14 protein-coding genes and 1 tRNA gene are annotated in these 16,940 nt (G+C 45.8%); 7 read left to right on the top strand and 8 right to left on the bottom strand.

Going from position 1 to position 16,940, the window contains the following annotated elements; translation table 11 throughout:
* Nucleotides 1-206: 206 nt before the first annotated feature.
* The 3 genes from R7D93_RS10875 to lhgO all read left to right on the top strand — a co-directional run bounded on the left by R7D93_RS10875 (nucleotide 207) and on the right by lhgO (nucleotide 4,664).
* Complete coding sequence (locus R7D93_RS10875; RefSeq protein ID WP_005374185.1) at nucleotides 207-1,217, top strand: TAXI family TRAP transporter solute-binding subunit; 1,011 nt, start codon at nucleotides 207-209, stop codon at nucleotides 1,215-1,217.
* 88 nt (nucleotides 1,218-1,305) lie between these two features.
* The gene (locus R7D93_RS10870) at nucleotides 1,306-3,429 is read left to right on the top strand and encodes a TRAP transporter permease (protein WP_009705104.1); all 2,124 of its coding nucleotides are present in this window, start codon (nucleotides 1,306-1,308) and stop codon (nucleotides 3,427-3,429) included.
* A gap of 8 nt (nucleotides 3,430-3,437) precedes the next feature.
* A complete protein-coding gene (lhgO, locus tag R7D93_RS10865; protein WP_054576188.1) occupies nucleotides 3,438-4,664 on the top strand; it encodes an L-2-hydroxyglutarate oxidase in 1,227 nt (408 codons plus the stop codon).
* A 47-nt stretch (nucleotides 4,665-4,711) separates the two neighbouring features.
* On the opposite strand, the gene R7D93_RS10860 is transcribed toward lhgO, so the two are convergent.
* From R7D93_RS10860 to R7D93_RS10850, 3 genes are all read right to left on the bottom strand, one after another.
* Entirely contained in the window at nucleotides 4,712-5,116 is a 405-nt protein-coding gene (locus tag R7D93_RS10860; protein WP_047102827.1) for a hypothetical protein, read from the bottom strand.
* A 174-nt stretch (nucleotides 5,117-5,290) separates the two neighbouring features.
* On the bottom strand, nucleotides 5,291-6,289 hold the full coding sequence (gene cydB / locus R7D93_RS10855; RefSeq protein WP_053349384.1) for a cytochrome d ubiquinol oxidase subunit II: 999 nt from the start codon (nucleotides 6,287-6,289) through the stop codon (nucleotides 5,291-5,293).
* A 10-nt stretch (nucleotides 6,290-6,299) separates the two neighbouring features.
* On the bottom strand, nucleotides 6,300-7,688 hold the full coding sequence (locus R7D93_RS10850) for a cytochrome ubiquinol oxidase subunit I (RefSeq protein ID WP_225496534.1): 1,389 nt from the start codon (nucleotides 7,686-7,688) through the stop codon (nucleotides 6,300-6,302).
* Nucleotides 7,689-7,847: 159 nt separating this feature from the next.
* Between R7D93_RS10850 and R7D93_RS10845 the strand changes: the two genes are divergently transcribed.
* On the top strand, nucleotides 7,848-9,092 hold the full coding sequence (locus R7D93_RS10845) for an NADH:ubiquinone reductase (Na(+)-transporting) subunit B (protein WP_225496532.1): 1,245 nt from the start codon (nucleotides 7,848-7,850) through the stop codon (nucleotides 9,090-9,092).
* 298 nt (nucleotides 9,093-9,390) lie between these two features.
* On the top strand, nucleotides 9,391-10,791 hold the full coding sequence (locus tag R7D93_RS10840) for a tryptophanase (protein WP_005384172.1): 1,401 nt from the start codon (nucleotides 9,391-9,393) through the stop codon (nucleotides 10,789-10,791).
* Between the two features lie 78 nt (nucleotides 10,792-10,869).
* Here R7D93_RS10840 and R7D93_RS10835 read toward each other — a convergent pair whose 3' ends face one another.
* The 3 genes from R7D93_RS10835 to R7D93_RS10825 all read right to left on the bottom strand — a co-directional run bounded on the left by R7D93_RS10835 (nucleotide 10,870) and on the right by R7D93_RS10825 (nucleotide 11,744).
* Nucleotides 10,870-11,481, bottom strand: coding sequence for a DUF2913 family protein (locus R7D93_RS10835; protein ID WP_005384170.1), 612 nt, complete (start codon nucleotides 11,479-11,481; stop codon nucleotides 10,870-10,872).
* A 32-nt stretch (nucleotides 11,482-11,513) separates the two neighbouring features.
* Nucleotides 11,514-11,597 (bottom strand) — tRNA-Leu (locus tag R7D93_RS10830).
* A complete protein-coding gene (locus R7D93_RS10825; RefSeq protein ID WP_021035910.1) occupies nucleotides 11,562-11,744 on the bottom strand; it encodes a hypothetical protein in 183 nt (60 codons plus the stop codon). Before R7D93_RS10825 ends, R7D93_RS10830 begins: the two co-directional genes overlap by 36 nt.
* Nucleotides 11,745-12,156: 412 nt before the next feature.
* On the opposite strand from R7D93_RS10825, the gene R7D93_RS10820 reads away from it, so the two are divergent.
* Nucleotides 12,157-13,365, top strand: coding sequence for a NupC/NupG family nucleoside CNT transporter (locus R7D93_RS10820; RefSeq protein ID WP_225496530.1), 1,209 nt, complete (start codon nucleotides 12,157-12,159; stop codon nucleotides 13,363-13,365).
* A 54-nt stretch (nucleotides 13,366-13,419) separates the two neighbouring features.
* On the opposite strand, the gene R7D93_RS10815 is transcribed toward R7D93_RS10820, so the two are convergent.
* Together R7D93_RS10815 and R7D93_RS10810 are read right to left on the bottom strand one after the other, a co-directional pair.
* Nucleotides 13,420-14,508 carry a DUF3541 domain-containing protein gene (locus tag R7D93_RS10815; RefSeq protein ID WP_005384167.1) on the bottom strand — a complete coding sequence of 363 codons (1,089 nt, stop codon included), beginning with the start codon at nucleotides 14,506-14,508 and terminating at the stop codon, nucleotides 13,420-13,422.
* Between the two features lie 69 nt (nucleotides 14,509-14,577).
* Complete coding sequence (locus tag R7D93_RS10810) at nucleotides 14,578-15,183, bottom strand: alpha-ketoglutarate-dependent dioxygenase AlkB family protein (protein WP_005374161.1); 606 nt, start codon at nucleotides 15,181-15,183, stop codon at nucleotides 14,578-14,580.
* A gap of 132 nt (nucleotides 15,184-15,315) precedes the next feature.
* On the opposite strand from R7D93_RS10810, the gene R7D93_RS10805 reads away from it, so the two are divergent.
* Nucleotides 15,316-16,671, top strand: coding sequence for a diguanylate cyclase (locus R7D93_RS10805; protein WP_225496528.1), 1,356 nt, complete (start codon nucleotides 15,316-15,318; stop codon nucleotides 16,669-16,671).
* Nucleotides 16,672-16,940: the final 269 nt, after the last annotated feature.

Here is a 16,940-nt window from a genome sequence, read left to right as displayed (position 1 = left end):
TCTCCTCTTCAATGAGCAAGATCTTGCTCATTACTTTGCTATCAAATCAGCATGATTTTGCTCATTTTTGATGTCTTTCAGTACTTAGTTCAATAAATACAAAGGGTTAAAAGTTGGCATTTCAATTGCTCTAGGGAATGTGTTGTTAATAAAGGTTTAACATGGTGTAAATCCCCAATCGTGAAACGACTACACGGAGAGTAATAATGAAAATGAATAAGCTGGTAAAAGCTTTGGCTGTCGCTGTGACTTCTTTTGGTATTGCTGCTAACGCTGCGGCAGAAGATCGTAGCTACATTCTTGCAACGGCATCGACAGGTGGTACTTACTACCCTGTGGGCGTAGCGTTGGCGACGTTAAGCAAAGTGAAGTTGGCACCAAAGCACCACTTCTCCCTTTCTGCAATCAGCTCTGCGGGCTCTGGTGAAAACGTCAAACTGCTGAACGAAAACGAAGCACAGTTCGCGATTCTACAAGGTCTTTACGGTGCATGGGCTTGGTCTGGCGAAGGTCCTTATGAGAAAAGCGGTCGCCAAGAGCAGCTGCGTTCAGTCTCTATGCTGTGGCAAAACGTTGAGCACTTTATTGTTCGCTCTGACTTAGCAAAAACTGGCACGGTGACTGACCTGAACAACCTAGATGGTAAGAAGTTCTCTATCGGTAAGAAGAACTCTGGTACTGAGAACTCGGGTCGCCAAATCATGAAAGGTCTGAAGGTCGACCCTGATAAATTCAATCTTGCTTACATGGGTTACGGCGGCAGTGCGAGCGCACTTCAAAACGGCACCATTGACGGCATGAACACGCCTGCGGGTGTACCTGTTGGTGCGGTCACTCAAGCTTTTGCTGCGTTGGGTAAAGACATTTCGATCCTTTCGTTTACTGACGAGCAAATCAAAGAGGCGAACGGCAACTACAACCTATGGACGAAGTACGAAATTCCTGCGAACACGTATCCAGGTCTAGATAAGCCGATCACTACCATTGCACAGCCAAACTTCTTGGCAGTTCGTGAAGATATCTCGGAAGAAGACGTTTACCAGCTAACCAAAGCAATTTACGAGAACCTGCCTTTCCTACAAGGCATCCACAAAGCAACAAAAGCAATGGCGATTGAGAAAGCGATTGCTGGCTTGCCAGTGCCTCTTCACCCAGGTGCGGCGCGTTACTACAAAGAAATGGGCATCGAAATCCCATCAGACTTAATGGCGAAATAACGCCAACTTCGCCCCGAGTTTTGGCTCGGGGCATTTTATCCCTACCGATTTCTAAGATGGAAAAAGCCGCCAGAGCTTGGAGTATGAGATGAGCGACTCAATAGAAAAGGAATTGCAGAAGTTTGAGCTGCCCACGCGCACTGATTTTCCGTGGGTAACCACCACAATTACAGTGTTTGGCGTGGTGTTGTCTGCTTTGCACATTTGGTTTAATACCTTATCGACGTTACCAGAGTTATGGATTTCCGCGACCCACTTTGCTGGCTTTGCGGTGATTTGTGCGCTTTGGTATCCGGCTCATATCTCTCTTAAGCAGAGTAAGATTGCACTCGGCATCGATGTGTTAATTGCTATGGGCGCGGTCGCGTGTTTGCTCTACATTCCCTATGCCGAAGATGCGCTGTATGAACGCGGTGTGAAGTTCGTGACCAGCGATTGGGTCTTCGCCATCATGGCAATCCTGATTGTGATTGAGCTGATCCGACGCACCATGGGTTGGTTTATTCCAGTGCTGATTGTGGTGTGTTTAAGCTACGTTGTGCTTTGGGGTAAGTGGGCGACAGGTATTTTCCACTTCCCGGGTTTGAGCATGGAAACCTTGCTCTACCGTAGCTTCTATTCTTCTGAGGGCATGTTTGGCTCTATTTCGCGCATCAGTTGGACTTTCGTATTCATGTTCATTCTGTTTGGTGCGTTTCTTGTGCGCTCTGGTGTCGGTGATTACATCATCAATGTGGCACGTGCTGCGGCTGGCAAAATCATTGGTGGTCCCGGTTTTATCGCAGTGATTGGCTCGGGATTGATGGGCTCAGTATCTGGATCTAGTGTGGCAAATACGGTTTCAACTGGTGTTATCAGTATTCCTTTAATGCAAAAAGCAGGTTTTCCTTCGCGCTTTGCGGCGGGGGTTGAAGCTGCAGCGTCGACAGGTGGTCAGTTGATGCCACCAGTGATGGGGGCGGGTGCTTTCATCATGGCGTCTTACACGCAAATTCCTTATGTCGATATCATCGCAGTTTCTTTCATTCCTGCTCTTATTTATTTCTTATCTGTTGCGTTCTTTGTGCGTATCGAAGCCAAACGCAGCGGCGTTCAAAAAATCACGACCAGCGATGAATCTCTATTGAAAGTGCTGATCAGCGGTTGGCACAACCTTATCCCGCTGGCGGTGTTGGTTACTTTGTTGGTTCAAGGCTTTACGCCAACTTACGCTGCTGGCTTGTCGATCATTTCTGTGGTGGTGGCTTCTTGGTTCTCAAAAGATCACAAGATGGGACCAAAAGCGATCATCGAGGCACTTTCACAAGGTGCGAAAAACATGGCGACAACCGCCGTATTGCTGGTGGGTATTGGTTTGGTGATCAACGTGATCAGCACAACGGGTATCGGCAACACGTTCTCATTGATGATCGATGGTTGGGCGAATGGTGACTTGTTCATCATGATCGTTCTGATTGCACTCGCTTCTCTTGTTTTGGGTATGGGTTTACCTGTGACAGCGGCGTATATTGTATTGGGTACACTGTCTGCCCCTGCGCTTTACAAGTTGATTGCGGAAAACCAATTGCTTGAATTGATGGTGTCGGGTCAATTGCCAGAACAAGCAAAAGCCATCTTTATGTTGGCGGCGCCAGAAAAGCTGGAACTGCTTAATGCGCCAATGGCGTTGGAAACCGCGAAAGAAATGGTGGCGCTAGTACCTGCGGACTTTATGGAAACTCTACTGGAGCAAAGCCTGGGTATGGAAGCGGTAGGCTTGGCATTGCTGGCTGCTCACCTCATCATTTTCTGGTTATCGCAAGACAGTAACGTTACGCCTCCAGTGTGTTTGACCGCATTCGCTGCGGCAACTATCGCGAAAACACCCCCAATGCGCACTGGTTTGATGGCGTGGAAAATCGCCAAAGGTTTGTATCTTGTACCGCTGTTGATTGCTTACACAGGCTTAGTAAGTTGGGATGTAACGTCAGTGATTACTGTAGGCTTCTTTGCCATCATCGGTACCTATGCATTGATTGGTGCGATTGAAGGTTACTTGGAAGGTCCTCTAAACATTCTAACGCGTCTCTTGTTGGTAGTGGTGGGTACATTGCTGGTTTGGCACGACATCCCAATGTTGGTTCGTGTGGCAAGCTGCGCGGTATTTGTCGCGGTGTTCATTTACAGTGGTCGCAAGTTCAAATTGCAACAATCTCAACTATCGGTTTTATAAGAGGTCGTATGAAATCAGTCTATGACTACATTATTGTCGGTGGCGGTATCGTCGGCGTATCGACAGCATGGCAACTGCAACAACGTCACCCAGACAAATCCATTTTATTGGTTGAGAAAGAGTCCGGTTTTGCCAAGCACCAAACCGGACACAATAGCGGTGTGATTCATGCTGGGGTGTACTATGCTCCGGGCAGCTTAAAAGCCGACTTTTGTAAGCGTGGGGTAGAGCGAACCATTTCGTTCTGTGCTGAGCACGATATTCCGGTGGAGAACTGTGGCAAGTTGTTGGTTGCGACTAATGAGCAAGAAGTCGAACGCATGAATGCCCTCTATGAGCGCTGCCATGTCAACGGCATCGACGTAAAGCTACTCGATGAAGTTCAACTCAAACTGGCTGAACCAAACATCACAGGCTTGGGCGCGATTTATGTCAAAACCACCAGTATTGTGGACTATCGTTTGGTCACTGAGCAGATGGCGGAAGAGTTCAAAAAGCTCGGAGGTCAAATCAGCCTGAGAACCAAAGTGGTGGCTGCCGAAGAGAAAGACGAAGAAGTTCAATTGACCTGCATTTCAGACGGGCAAACCATGCAGCTCAATGCCAAATTCTTGGTCACTTGCAGCGGCTTGATGGCGGATCGTATGACTAAGATGATGGGTATTCCAACCGATTTCCAAATTATCCCTTATCGTGGTGAATACTACCGCTTAGATAGCAAACACGACCAAGTGGTGAATCATCTTATTTACCCAATTCCCGACCCTGATTTGCCATTCTTAGGTGTCCACCTGACTCGCATGATTGATGGCAGTGTGACCGTTGGTCCAAACGCGGTGCAAGGCTGGAAGCGAGAAGGGTATGACAAGGTTAACTTCAGCTTGCAAGATACCATGCAAATGCTCAGTTTCTCCGGCTTTTGGAAGGTGACACAAAAGCATCTAAAAACCGGATTGGCTGAGTTTAAGAACTCGTGGTGGAAGCCGGGCTATCTCAAGTTGGTCAACAAATATTGCCCAAGCATCAAGGTAGAAGATCTCAAACCATATCCTGCGGGTATTCGTGCGCAAGCAGTGTTATCCGACGGAACCTTGGTTCATGACTTCTTGTTTGCCGAGAGCGCAAGAAGCTTACACGTTTGCAACGCCCCCTCTCCTGCAGCGACATCTGCAATGCCTATTGGAGAGTACATTTGCGATAAAGTGAATGAGAAGATAGAAGCGAAAACGGTATAAAACAAAGGCGACGTAACTGTCGCCTTTGTTTTATTTGAATCTGGGGATTAGGAGTCGCCATCTTTAGGGCAGAGTTCCCCTTTCTTTGCGTGTCTTTCTATCATGTAATCGCCTCGGGCACTGTGCAATACAATTGCATTCCAGACTTGACCATCTTGCAACTCGAACTCAAACGCATAATGGGTGCCGCCGACCATTTTGGTTCTCACCTCATGAATTGCTTTCAATTTATCATCGGCATTCATTTGATAAAGCACCATGTTGAGTGAGCGTCTTGCGTCAGGAGTTGCTTCAGCAAGTTGCCAATGACCCTGCTCGTCTGTTGCGGAGCAAATAGACCGCATTTTACTTTTCATGGCGGATGACATCTGCTTGTCTACGGCCAATGCATTTGGTGAAAACAGTGGAACCGTCAAAGGAATCAAAGTTACCAGAAACCGCTTTAAGGTCATAAAAACACTCCGTTGTTTTACTCTTGTTTGAGTATAGACCTCAATGGCTTCAGATGTGGTGCAGTAGACTCTGGGCCTACAATATCGCAGTTCGTATCAACGAACTGATGATAAACAAGGCGACCACGCTTACCAGCCAAATGCCAATGAACCACAAAATGGGTTTTAGTTTCATCAGTGATATCCTTCTCCACGTTTCATCTTGCCGCGGAAAACCCAGTACGAATAAGCCGTGTAGGCTATGATCAGAGGAAGTAATACCATCGCACCGGCAAGTAAAAATGCCAAACTTTTGTCTGGCGCGGCGACGTCTTGATAAGTGAGTGCGAATGGGACCAAGTAAGGGAATGTACTGACACCGAAACCCATCGCGGACACAAGAAACAGGCCGATCGCAAGAACGTAGGCTCGGACGGCTTTGTGGTCGAGCAATGCTTTGAATAGCTGCCAAATAAGTGCCGCAGCAATAATTGGTAAAATGAAAAACAGTAGCGAGTTTGGTAATGAGAACCAACGTTCAAATACGATATTTTGGCTCAATGGCAGCCACAAACTGGCGATGAATATACAGGCTACCATCGCTAGTCCCCATCGTCGCGCGACCACGTAATAGCGCCCCATCAGCTCTTCTGGAAGCTTGATTAATAACCAGCATGAACCGAGCAGAATATAAGCACAAACAAGCGCCAGGCCACAAAATACGCTAAATGGTGAAAGCCAATCAAACCATCCACCTGCGTATGCTCGTTCACTAACCTCTATACCTTGGAGCAGGGTTCCGAGCATAATGCCTTGCATCAATGCCGCGGTGAGTGAACCAATGAAAAAAGCGCTATCCCATAAAAACTTTCCGCGTTGTGTTCGGAAGCGATACTCAAAAGAAACCCCGCGCAGAATTAACCCGAGCAGCATTAAAATCAGGGGAGCATAGAGTGCTGGCATAATGACCGCGTAGGCGAGGGGGAACACGGCAAAAAGCCCACCACCGCCAAGAACTAGCCAAGTTTCATTCCCATCCCAAACAGGAGCGATGCTGTTCATCATCATGTCGCGCTCTTCATCGTCATTAGCGCTGAGAAATAGGATACCAATACCGAGATCAAAGCCATCTAACACGACATAAATCAGAACGGCGAGCCCAATCAAAGCGTACCAAATTAATGCGTAATCCATGAGTTAGCTCCTAGGTTAGATGGTTAGAATGTGTGATGGCATCGGTTTTCGTGCCATCAGGAAGTCGGCTATCTAGACCTTCTTCATATCGAGTTGGAGACTTGCGCATCAAACGTAGGAGATAGAAGAAGCCAGCTCCAAAAACCACAAAGTAAACCACGATGAACGCCGTCAGGGAGACGCTCACCGCGGCGGCATCAATAGGCGATGCCGAATTGGCTGTGGTTAAAAGACCGTATACGGTGTAAGGCTGTCGACCGACTTCGGTAGTTATCCAGCCTGCTAAAACTGCAATGAACCCCGCTGGGGCAAACAGCACACAAATACGTTGAAGTGCCCTCGAATCAAAAAGTTTGCGACGTTTTCTTAGCCAAAGGCTCCACAAACCAATAACAAGCATGCCAAAACCAAGCGCGACCATTACTCGGAAAGACCAGAAAACGATAGATACAGGAGGGTGTTCCTCCTCTGGAAAAGCATCTAATCCCTTCACTTCACCGTTGAGGTCATGAGTTAAAATCAAACTACCGAGTTTGGGGATTTCCAGTGCGTATTCCATGCGTTTTTCTTCATCGTTAGGGATACCGAAGAGGATCAATGGCGCGCCTTGGTGAGACTCATAGTGCCCTTCCATCGCGGCGACTTTGGCGGGTTGATGTTCAAGGGTGTTTAATCCATGCATGTCTCCAGCAACGATTTGAATTGGTGTCACGATGGCAGCCATCCACATTGCCATCGAGAACATAATTCTGGCTAGAGGGTTATGGTTTGCTTTTAGTAAGTGATAAGCGGCAACGCCAGCTACAACAAAGGCAGTAGTAAGGTAAGCGGCGAGCAACATATGAACGAGCCGGTAAGGAAAAGAAGGGTTGAAGACAATCGCCCACCAGTCTTCTGGGACAAACTGTCCGGATTCGTTGATACTATAGCCCGCTGGTGTTTGCATCCAACTATTAACCGAAAGTATCCAAAACGCAGACAAAAACGTCCCGAATGCAACAATACAAGTCGCGGTGAAGTGAAGCTTCTTACCCACCTTATCCATACCGAAAAGCATCACGCCTAAAAACCCCGCTTCGAGGAAAAACGCAGTAAAAACTTCATAACCCATTAGCGGGCCTAGGATCGGGCCTGTTTTGTCGGCAAACACGCTCCAGTTAGTACCGAATTGATAGCTCAACACGATGCCACTCACCACACCCATACCAAAACTGATGGCAAAGATTTTGAGCCAGTACTTATAGATTTGCATGTACTGTTTGTTGCCCGTTTTTAAGTACAAGCCCTCTAATACAGCGAGATAACTTGCCAAACCAATCGTAAAAGCTGGAAAAATAATGTGGAAAGAGACAGTAAAGGCAAATTGGAATCTAGCTAGGTCAATGGCGAGTGTGTCCATGAGCGGTCCCTTTTTCGTTGGATAAACTGTTCGCCAGATTTAAAGAGGAGACAGAAGAGTGGCGAACAAGGTGAAATACGAAGAAGGAAGACGAAGAGATTAAAAAACGATCGCTTTTTACACATGTGCGTACCATCTTTTAGATAAAGGAGGAGCGTTATGAGCCTTAAACATTACTTCGAGAAAGCGACACCTAAGTTTGGTCCAGGTGGGAAGTATCACAAGTTCTACCCACTTTTCGAAGCTGTCGAAACCATTTTTTACACGCCTGGTAAGGTAAACCAGAGCATGACTCACGTTCGAGATAGCATCGATTTAAAACGTATTATGATCATGGTGTGGCTGGCGGTCTTCCCTGCCATGTTCTGGGGTATGTACAACATAGGCCAGCAAGCGAGTGATGCCTTGTTGTATGGAATGGATCAAGCCTCAGCTCAGCAAGCGCTTGTTTCTTCATGGCAACTGAGTTGGGTATGGGGCTCGTTAGATGCGGTTTCACAAGCGGGGTGGGGAAGTAAAATGTGGCTTGGTGCTACTTACTTTCTCCCGGTTTATGCGACGGTGTTTATCGTTGGTGGTTTCTGGGAAGTTCTGTTTGCTATTGTGCGAAAGCATGAGGTAAATGAAGGTTTTTTTGTCAGCTCTATACTCTTTGCGCTGATCCTTCCCCCGACAATTCCACTATGGCAAGCGGCTTTAGGTATCACTTTCGGTATTGTTGTGGCGAAGGAGATTTTCGGTGGTACTGGACGAAACTTCCTAAATCCAGCTTTAGCAGGGCGAGCGTTCTTATACTTTGCCTATCCTGCCAACATGTCCGGTGGTGCTGTGTGGGTCGCGGCTGATGGTTACTCTGGCGCTACTCCACTTAGTCAATGGTATGAAGGCGGGCAAAGTGCTTTGATAAATAATATGACAGGACAAACAATTTCATGGGGAGATGCTTTTGTTGGTAATTTACCAGGCTCGATGGGTGAAGTCTCCACGTTGTTGATCGCACTAACAGGCTTGGTTCTCATCTTTATGAAGATTGCATCGTGGAGAATTGTTGCGGGCGTGTTGGTCGGTTTAATCGGAGCTTCATTACTATTGAATGCGATCGGTTCAGACTCTAACCCCATGTTCTCCATGCCGTTCTACTGGCACTTCGTGATTGGTGGGGTTGCGTTTGGTACCTTCTTTATGGCGACAGACCCTGTCTCGGCAGCTTTTACCAATAACGGGAAATGGGCATACGGACTATTAATCGGCGTGATGACGATTTTTATCCGAGTGCTGAACCCGGCTTATCCAGAAGGCATCATGTTAGCGATTCTATTTGCTAACTTATTCGCGCCACTTTTCGATTACCTAGTCAAAGAAAGTAATATCAAACGCAGAATGAAAAGGGCGAGACCTTCTTAAAATGAGGGTGACCTCACTGAAAATTGATTGAAAACTGCACTATATTGAAAAGGTCAGAGACATGGGGTTTCTGACTTTTTATTTTTATCAGGAGGACGAAGACGATGAGAATAAAGGATATTCTCGATAGCCGTTTGGTGCTGTCGTTCTGGTATAACCTAGACTACTGCTTGTCTCTTCTTAGTAAAATCTCTTCTCGTTGATTTCCTCAATGCAATCGCATTGAAAAGCATTCTATCTATTTGTTTTTTAGTCTTACGTGAAACTGCGTAGGGCAATGCGTATAAGGAAATTAACAATGAAACGTATTCCAGAACCTTTCCGTATCAAAATGGTTGAGCCAATCAAAATGACGACTTTGGCAGACCGTGAAGTCGCGTTAAAAGAAGCGGGCTATAATCCATTTCTTCTTCGTAGTGATGATGTTTATATCGATTTGCTGACTGACTCAGGAACTGGTGCCATGAGTGATAATCAGTGGGCTGGCATCATGATGGGGGATGAATCCTATGCGGGGAGTCGAAATTACTACAACCTGTGTGATGCAGTGGAGCACTTCTTCGGTTATAAGCTCACCGTGCCTGCACACCAAGGGCGTGGTGCCGAGCAAATTTTGTTCCCCGCTTTGATTGAGCGTATGCGTCAGGTGCGTGGTGGCGAAACGCCAGTATTTATCTCGAACTACCATTTTGATACCACAGCGGGTCACATTGAACTCAATGGCGGTAAAGCGATTAACGTGGTAACGGAAGAAGCATTCGACACCACTACGCCTTATGATTGGAAGGGCAATTTTGATATCGATAAGCTGGTGGCAACAATTGAAGCGCACGGTTCGCATAACATCTGTGCAATTATCACCACGATTACTTGTAATAGCTCCGGTGGTCAGCCTGTGTCGATGGAAAACATGCGCAGTGTGTACGAGATTGCAACCAAGTACGATATTCCAGTGGTGATTGACTCGGCTCGTTACTGTGAGAACGCTTACTTTATCAAGCAGCGTGAAGCGGGTTACGAGAATAAATCGATTCTGGAAATCATCCGTGAGATGTACCAGTACGGTGATATGCTCACCATGTCAGCTAAGAAAGACCCGATGGTAAACATTGGTGGCATGTGTTGTATTCGTGATCATAAGGAGTTGTTCCAGGCGGTGCAGACGCGCTGCGTACCCATGGAAGGATTTGTGACATACGGCGGCATGGCTGGGCGTGATATGGAAGCGCTCGCTCGCGGTTTGTATGAAGCCGCGGATGAGGATTTTCTTCACTATAGAATTAGCCAAGTTCAATACTTAGGTGAGCGCTTACGTGAAGGCGGTATTCCGATTCAATACCCAACGGGTGGTCATGCGGTGTTTGTGGATGCCGCTAAGATTTTGCCACATATTCCAGCGGATCAGTTTCCTGCGCAGGTATTGTGTAATGCTTTGTACTTGGAAGCGGGTATTCGAGCAGTAGAGATAGGATCGTTGCTGCTTGGTCGAGATCCGGAAACGGGTAAACAAAAAGCGTCAGAGCTTGAGTTGATGCGTTTGACCATTCCACGTCGTGTCTACACAAACGATCATATGGATTACATTGCGGATGCGATTATCGAACTGAAAAATCGTGCACATGAGTTAAAAGGGCTCACTTTCGAGTACGAGCCACCAGTGCTGCGCCACTTTACTGCTCGATTTAAAGAGATCGATTAACTCAAGTTTAAATCTAGATAAGCAAAAGGCCGCGAGTTTCACGGCCTTTTTCGATTCGTTTATTTCTTAGCGTTACAGTTACGCTAACTCTAATGTGATGCGAACGAACTGGTCGTCTTGATACTGCACTTCATAATTGAAGGTACCACTGGCGTAAATGCTGCCAAGGAAAAGTGAGCGTTGACTCATTGGTCCGCGGAACAGCATCGAAATAGGAGCGATTAGGGCGTTATTATCATCGAAGTGCTGATTTAAGTTCTCAGAAAGCACACACAGCAAACAGCCGTGTTGGTCGTGAGATAAGTCGACGTCTTCCGGTCGCGATAATAACACGGTAGTCCCCAGTTTCTTCTCAATCTCGTTGATCAGCAGCAAGTAGCTATCTAGATCGGGTTGAGGATTTCTGGGTTTGTCTGCACCGACGCAGCGCTCGAGTAATTCTTCCAGATTTCCGTTCTCACCTTTTGCCTGCTGAGTCAAAGATTTTAACGGCTTTTTAATCAGCTTATAGCGATTACTCTTCAGTTTTGGTTTCAGCCATTTCTGAAGTAAGTCATTACGTTCTTTAAGGGAGAGGCCATGCGAGGACGCGTGAATTTTAAAGTGCAGGTGTAATAAAGCGTGAACCGCAAGCTCACTCAGAAGTTGGTTAGCATCTGTAGACTGTCTTGCCTGCTTAGAACTTTGCATTACACTCGAACAAAATTAGGGAAGAAGGATAATGGTGCCGAGAGAGGGACTCGAACCCTCACACCAAAGGCACTAGCACCTCATGCTAGCGTGTCTACCAATTTCACCATCTCGGCATCATGATGCTCTGAATACTCAGAGGCCTCGAAAGAAGCAACGCGAATTATAACCAAAATCCACCTGTTGGCGAGAGCAAAATGACGAATTTTGGCTCTTTCGAGTTTGATTGCATATTTATTGGTCACTTTTATGTTTTTTACCATCAACGCCTATCCTTATGCCCTTACTTTTATTAATGGTATGACGACAAAAGAGTACTTTTGCCTAAATTTTGAACGCTTGAACGTTTGCGTAAATAAATGTGATGAATATCTCTTTTTGTTGGCTATACTTGCGTCCCGTTTAAGCGGGAATTAGGGTTTAGTTGTTCAGGACCCTTACCCATACAAGCCGTCACATGGAGCAGGCCAAGCAACATGCTCGCCAGCAGTGAATGACCCCACGGACCGGACCAGCTACGTTCAATTGCTTGTATAAGGTAAAAATAAGATGTCGAACTATTCGTTCTGTCTACATTCTGGATCTAAAAGTGAGTTATCACTCGCTGCGTTGTCCCTTTCTTCTGCCAATTCCTTTGGCTCTTTTTTCTTTTTCAACGTTTAGTAGGTCCAGCTCATGAGTGTTCTATTTAGTCTATTTGGTATTGTTGCACTGCTAGGTTGTGCTTTCCTACTTTCTGAGGGTCGTTCTTCCATTAATTGGAAAACTGTATCTCGCGCCTTGATGCTACAAATGGGGTTTGCTGCTTTGGTGCTCTATTTCCCGTTGGGTCAAGCGGCGCTGGCGAATTTAAGTAATGGTGTCGCGGGGCTACTCAGCTTTGCTGATGAAGGGATTAAATTCCTCTTTGGTGACCTCGCTTCTTCTGGCTTTATCTTCGCTATCCGTGTCCTTCCTATCATCATCTTCTTCAGTGCTCTTATCTCCGCCCTTTACTATTTGGGCATTATGCAAAAAGTGATTCAATTTATTGGCGGCGCTATCCAGAAGTTCTTGGGTACGAGTAAAGCAGAGTCTTTGGTTGCAACAGGGAACATTTTCTTATCTCAAGGCGAGTCACCACTTCTTATTCGTCCATTTCTTTCTAACATGACTCGCTCTGAACTGTTTGCCGTGATGGCTGGTGGTATGGCTTCAGTGGCGGGCAGTGTGCTTGGTGGTTATGCTGGTTTGGGTGTCGACCTCAAATACTTGATCGCGGCAAGCTTTATGGCAGCACCAGGTAGTTTGATGATGGCAAAAATCATCGTTCCTGAGCGTCAAACGCCAAGCGATTACAACAATATTGAGCTAGATAAATCAGAAGAAAGTAACGTTATTGATGCGCTAGCAAGCGGTGCCATGGGCGGTATGAAAGTTGCCGTTGCTGTTGGTACCATGCTTATCGCTTTCGTGAGTGTTATCGCGATGGTGAACACGGGGCTAGAAAACTTGGGCGAGATACTTGGTTTCTCTGGCGTAACGCTACAAGCGATTTTTGGTTATTTGTTTGCACCTCTCGCATGGTTGATTGGTGTGCCAAGCCACGAAATCCTAGCTGCGGGTTCATACATTGGTCAGAAAGTGGTGATGAATGAGTTTGTTGCGTTTATCGATTTTGTGCAGCACAAAGCGACACTGTCTGAGCATACTCAAATTATTATCACTTTTGCGTTGTGTGGTTTTGCGAACATTGGCTCAATTGCGATTCAGTTGGGCTCTATCGGCGTGATGGCACCTGAGCGCCGTAAAGATGTTGCAAGTCTAGGCCTAAAAGCGGTTGCTGCTGGTACACTCGCTAACCTGATGAGTGCGTGCTTAGCGGGCATTTTTATCTCTCTCTAATTTAGATTGAAGATACACACTAAAAACCCGCCTAAATGGCGGGTTTTGTTATTTCTAAGGCTTGGGCATTAAGCCGTAAGGTATCGATTTAAAAGCCTCTGGGTGCTCTTGATAAGTTGGCGCTTTATGTACCCCTTTCCAATCGAGCAGCATGATGGCTAGTACGTTACGGTGTTCGCCGTACTTGAGATCAAAGTTACCGTCGACCGACGGAATCATCCCTTTTTCTGCGTTGATTGCGTGACGAATGGCTTGGCGGGTTTTCTTTACGACCGGATCATGGTCCAAGCCTGCTAACAAAAACGAAATGCCGACTTCCGCAATCACGTCTTCTTTGGCGCGCAGTAGGATAGTGTCGATATTGTTGCGAAAGTAATCATAAATCCATTGGTGTTTCTTCTCGCTTACTCGCTCCTGATAATACTGTGAATCGGCAAAGATGATGTGCGTCATACCATAGAGTTTGTTCCAATACTGCTGAGCTGAAAGCATCTTATCTTTATCGTCGGGGTAGGTGTCACGGAAGGTTTGAGTGAATTCCTCGACCACATCTTGCTCTCCTAACTGACGAAGCCAGTAGACTTGGTTTGCAAGCTGAGCTGCCCATGCTTCTATCATCTCTTTGTCCGTAACGTAACGCGAGAAATCGTAGCGCCTAATAATTTTTCTCAGCGTTTTGTCTTGTTTATGCTTTAGGCCGTATTCGTTTGCTCTTGCCATTGCGCCAAGCAAATCCACACCAAGATAAAGGTACTCAGGATGGTGTTTAGTCACGGTATAGCGTCGCTGCCCTCGTTCGGTTTCTTTCTCTTGATACGTGGTCAGCCTTTGAGATGAATAGAGAATGATGTCTTCTGGTTCAACAACTTCATTAGCAAATTGGTTTAACCGGCTGGCTACTTGTGCCATGTCGGTCCAAATGGCAGCGTGATATTTCTCATCTAATGTTTGGCGGTACATGCGTAAGCCAAAATGGCCCTCTTTAAACGCCGGGAAAGTGAACAGTTCCTGTTCGTAGGTACTACGAATCAACTGCGCTGATTGAGTATTATCGAGAAGCGGTACCTCTTCCTGTGATGCCTGAGCAGCAAAGGTAAGTGAGCAAGAGAGTAAGACCGCTAAGCTAAGAGGTTTAATACGCATAAATCCATTCCCTATGAAGTCCTGAGCCTAAACCTACCATCAATATTAATTGAGAATGTAAAAGCTGAGTCAATAGTTAAAAATTTGCCTAAAAGTCAGGTTGATACGTTCATCTTTGGTTTTCGCGGTTTTTGGTACGCAGTGCTTCCAGTGATGCTGTAGCTCGCCAGCCATAATCAGTAAGGAGCCGTGAGAAAGCTCATATTCAATCTCAGTTTTACAATGTAAATTTCTAAGCAAAAATCGACGTGTTTCACCTAAGTTCAAAGATGCGATAACAGGGTTTCTACCTAACTCTGGTTCATTATCTTGGTGCCAGCCCATTGAGTCTTGACCGTGTCGATATAAGTTAGCGAGAACAGAATTAAAAGTGACATCAGCAACTGATTCACAACGCACTTTCAGCTGAGTTAACTCAGGAGTCCAAGGGTGAGGCTGCATGGTTAAGCCTGAGTAAGTATATGCTGCATCACCGTGCCACGCTTGTAAGCGAGGTTGAAGTACTGACTTGCCGAACATAGTAATGTGTTCTTGGTGCCATGGCAGTGTCTTTCGAAGTTGGTCAAAGTAATTATCCGCCTCAAGATGGCTAAGAAAATGAGGATCATAATAAAGTTTTCCTCTTTCTACTTCTTGCCATAGATCGCCGCCAAATAAATCGCCTTGTTGATGCATCATCTCACACCTAAAACATAAAAGTTGTCAATCACTGTTACCTTTCTGATTATGATTGGTTATTCTTGTGATAATAAGAATTTTAACAATAAATAAAAAATCTCGTAGTTGTATACGAGTTGTGGGGAGAAAATGCGTTATTTACCCAGAAAGCGATGCTATTTTGCATTGTTCTTCCTCACCTTTTTCGCTTTGTGTATTGGGGTTATCGAGCTGTTAAATCGAAACCAGCAAGAGCTTCACAAAGAGCGAGTTCAAGTTGAGGCCAAAGAACAACTTTCCATTCTCCGTTCCAATTTGGAAGCGGTACTTATGGCGGATATCTACAAAGCCAGTACTTTAGCGACACTCATTACGTTACTTCCTAAAAATCAAGAAGAAGAATTGAGTATCGCCGCTCACCGAATCCTAAATAAAAGTAAACATATTACAATCATCGGTATCGCGAAAAATGATGTAATTAGTCATGTATTTCCACGCCAAGGTAATGAGCGCCTAATCGGCCTTGATTACCGCGCAGTGCCACAGCAGTGGGTACAGGTGCAAAAAGCCAAGGATGTACAAGAAATTTTCATCGCAGGGCCCGTTACATTGATCCAAGGTGGCCGAGGTTTGATCGTGCGTGTGCCTGTTTTTCTTGATCCTCCAATGAATCAGGACTACTGGGGAGTGATCAGTGCGGTGATTGATTTCGATGCTCTGATGAGAGAAACCGGCGTAATTGATTTCTCGTATCGTTACCCTTTAATGATCCGTGGTTACGATAGCGGTGGCTCATTTGGTGATGCTTTCTTTGGCGCGCAAAGTGTAAATAGCATGGTATATGCAAAAGAGATGGTTCATTTTCCTTATGGTGGGTGGAGTATGGTGGTTTTCTCTGGAGGCAAAGCTGATCGCCAAATCTCTTGGCATCAGTTGCATTTAGCTAGAGTAATCGGCTATCCCATTATATTCGCACTTAGCCTCGCGCTGTTCGCCATTTATCGACTGTATACCATTGCAGATGACAGAGCTTTACACGATGAACTCACGCGTTTACCAAACCGTCGCTATTTTATGAAGTTTTACAAGCAGCAGTTTGAAATAGCGAAACGTTATAAAAAGCGTTATAGCTTCGCCTTAATTAATATTGACCTAGATAGGTTTAAACACATTAACGACACCTATGGTCACGACGCAGGTGACAAAGTTTTAATCGCTACGGCTGAAAGGGTAAAAAGCTCTCTGCGTAAATCAGACATCGTGGCCAGAATGGGCGGTGATGAGTTCTTAGTTGTAGTTCATCACCCAGGAACGGAAGAAAATGTTCAGTCTCTTCTACAAAAACTTCGATTAGCGCTATGCTCTACGCCCGTCATTTACGATGAAACGCTTATCTATTTGAAAGCCAGTATTGGGTACGCGATATTTGACCCGCAAATGTCATCTCCTGAGCAAATGATGAAAATAGCCGATGAGAGAATGTATCAACAAAAGCATGGCGGATGAGCCTGAACCCAGTTTCAATAAGGGGTTAGAGGAATGGTAAAGTTGGGAGCCCGAAATCTCATCATCATTGAGGTGCAAGAATATGTGACTTCATATGTTCACAGACACTTTGCTGAGAGAGTCGTTATTAGCAGTGCATTCAGTGGCATATTTGCATGATGTTGCATTTTGCAAATGCAGTTTGCGAAATTAATGGTTAATAAAGCAACGATATGCATCTGGATCTACTAAAAAACGGCTTTTTTAAAGTTGGCACGCATCGTGCATTG

Source organism: Vibrio sp. YT-15 (assembly GCF_033337445.1).
Classification (GTDB): Bacteria; Pseudomonadota; Gammaproteobacteria; order Enterobacterales; family Vibrionaceae; genus Vibrio; species Vibrio alginolyticus.
This window is presented reverse-complemented; position numbering and strand designations above follow the sequence as displayed.

What these genes read in the sequence shown, in the direction of transcription:
- R7D93_RS10875 (WP_005374185.1), top strand. Translation starts at nt 207, where the DNA reads ATGAAAATGAATAAGCTGGTAAAAGCTTTGGCTGTCGCTGTGACTTCT.
- R7D93_RS10870 (WP_009705104.1), top strand. Translation starts at nt 1,306, where the DNA reads ATGAGCGACTCAATAGAAAAGGAATTGCAGAAGTTTGAGCTGCCCACG.
- lhgO (WP_054576188.1), top strand. Translation starts at nt 3,438, where the DNA reads ATGAAATCAGTCTATGACTACATTATTGTCGGTGGCGGTATCGTCGGC.
- R7D93_RS10860 (WP_047102827.1), bottom strand. Translation starts at nt 5,116, where the DNA reads ATGACCTTAAAGCGGTTTCTGGTAACTTTGATTCCTTTGACGGTTCCA.
- cydB (WP_053349384.1), bottom strand. Translation starts at nt 6,289, where the DNA reads ATGGATTACGCATTAATTTGGTACGCTTTGATTGGGCTCGCCGTTCTG.
- R7D93_RS10850 (WP_225496534.1), bottom strand. Translation starts at nt 7,688, where the DNA reads ATGGACACACTCGCCATTGACCTAGCTAGATTCCAATTTGCCTTTACT.
- R7D93_RS10845 (WP_225496532.1), top strand. Translation starts at nt 7,848, where the DNA reads ATGAGCCTTAAACATTACTTCGAGAAAGCGACACCTAAGTTTGGTCCA.
- R7D93_RS10840 (WP_005384172.1), top strand. Translation starts at nt 9,391, where the DNA reads ATGAAACGTATTCCAGAACCTTTCCGTATCAAAATGGTTGAGCCAATC.
- R7D93_RS10835 (WP_005384170.1), bottom strand. Translation starts at nt 11,481, where the DNA reads ATGCAAAGTTCTAAGCAGGCAAGACAGTCTACAGATGCTAACCAACTT.
- R7D93_RS10825 (WP_021035910.1), bottom strand. Translation starts at nt 11,744, where the DNA reads ATGGTAAAAAACATAAAAGTGACCAATAAATATGCAATCAAACTCGAA.
- R7D93_RS10820 (WP_225496530.1), top strand. Translation starts at nt 12,157, where the DNA reads ATGAGTGTTCTATTTAGTCTATTTGGTATTGTTGCACTGCTAGGTTGT.
- R7D93_RS10815 (WP_005384167.1), bottom strand. Translation starts at nt 14,508, where the DNA reads ATGCGTATTAAACCTCTTAGCTTAGCGGTCTTACTCTCTTGCTCACTT.
- R7D93_RS10810 (WP_005374161.1), bottom strand. Translation starts at nt 15,183, where the DNA reads ATGCATCAACAAGGCGATTTATTTGGCGGCGATCTATGGCAAGAAGTA.
- R7D93_RS10805 (WP_225496528.1), top strand. Translation starts at nt 15,316, where the DNA reads ATGCGTTATTTACCCAGAAAGCGATGCTATTTTGCATTGTTCTTCCTC.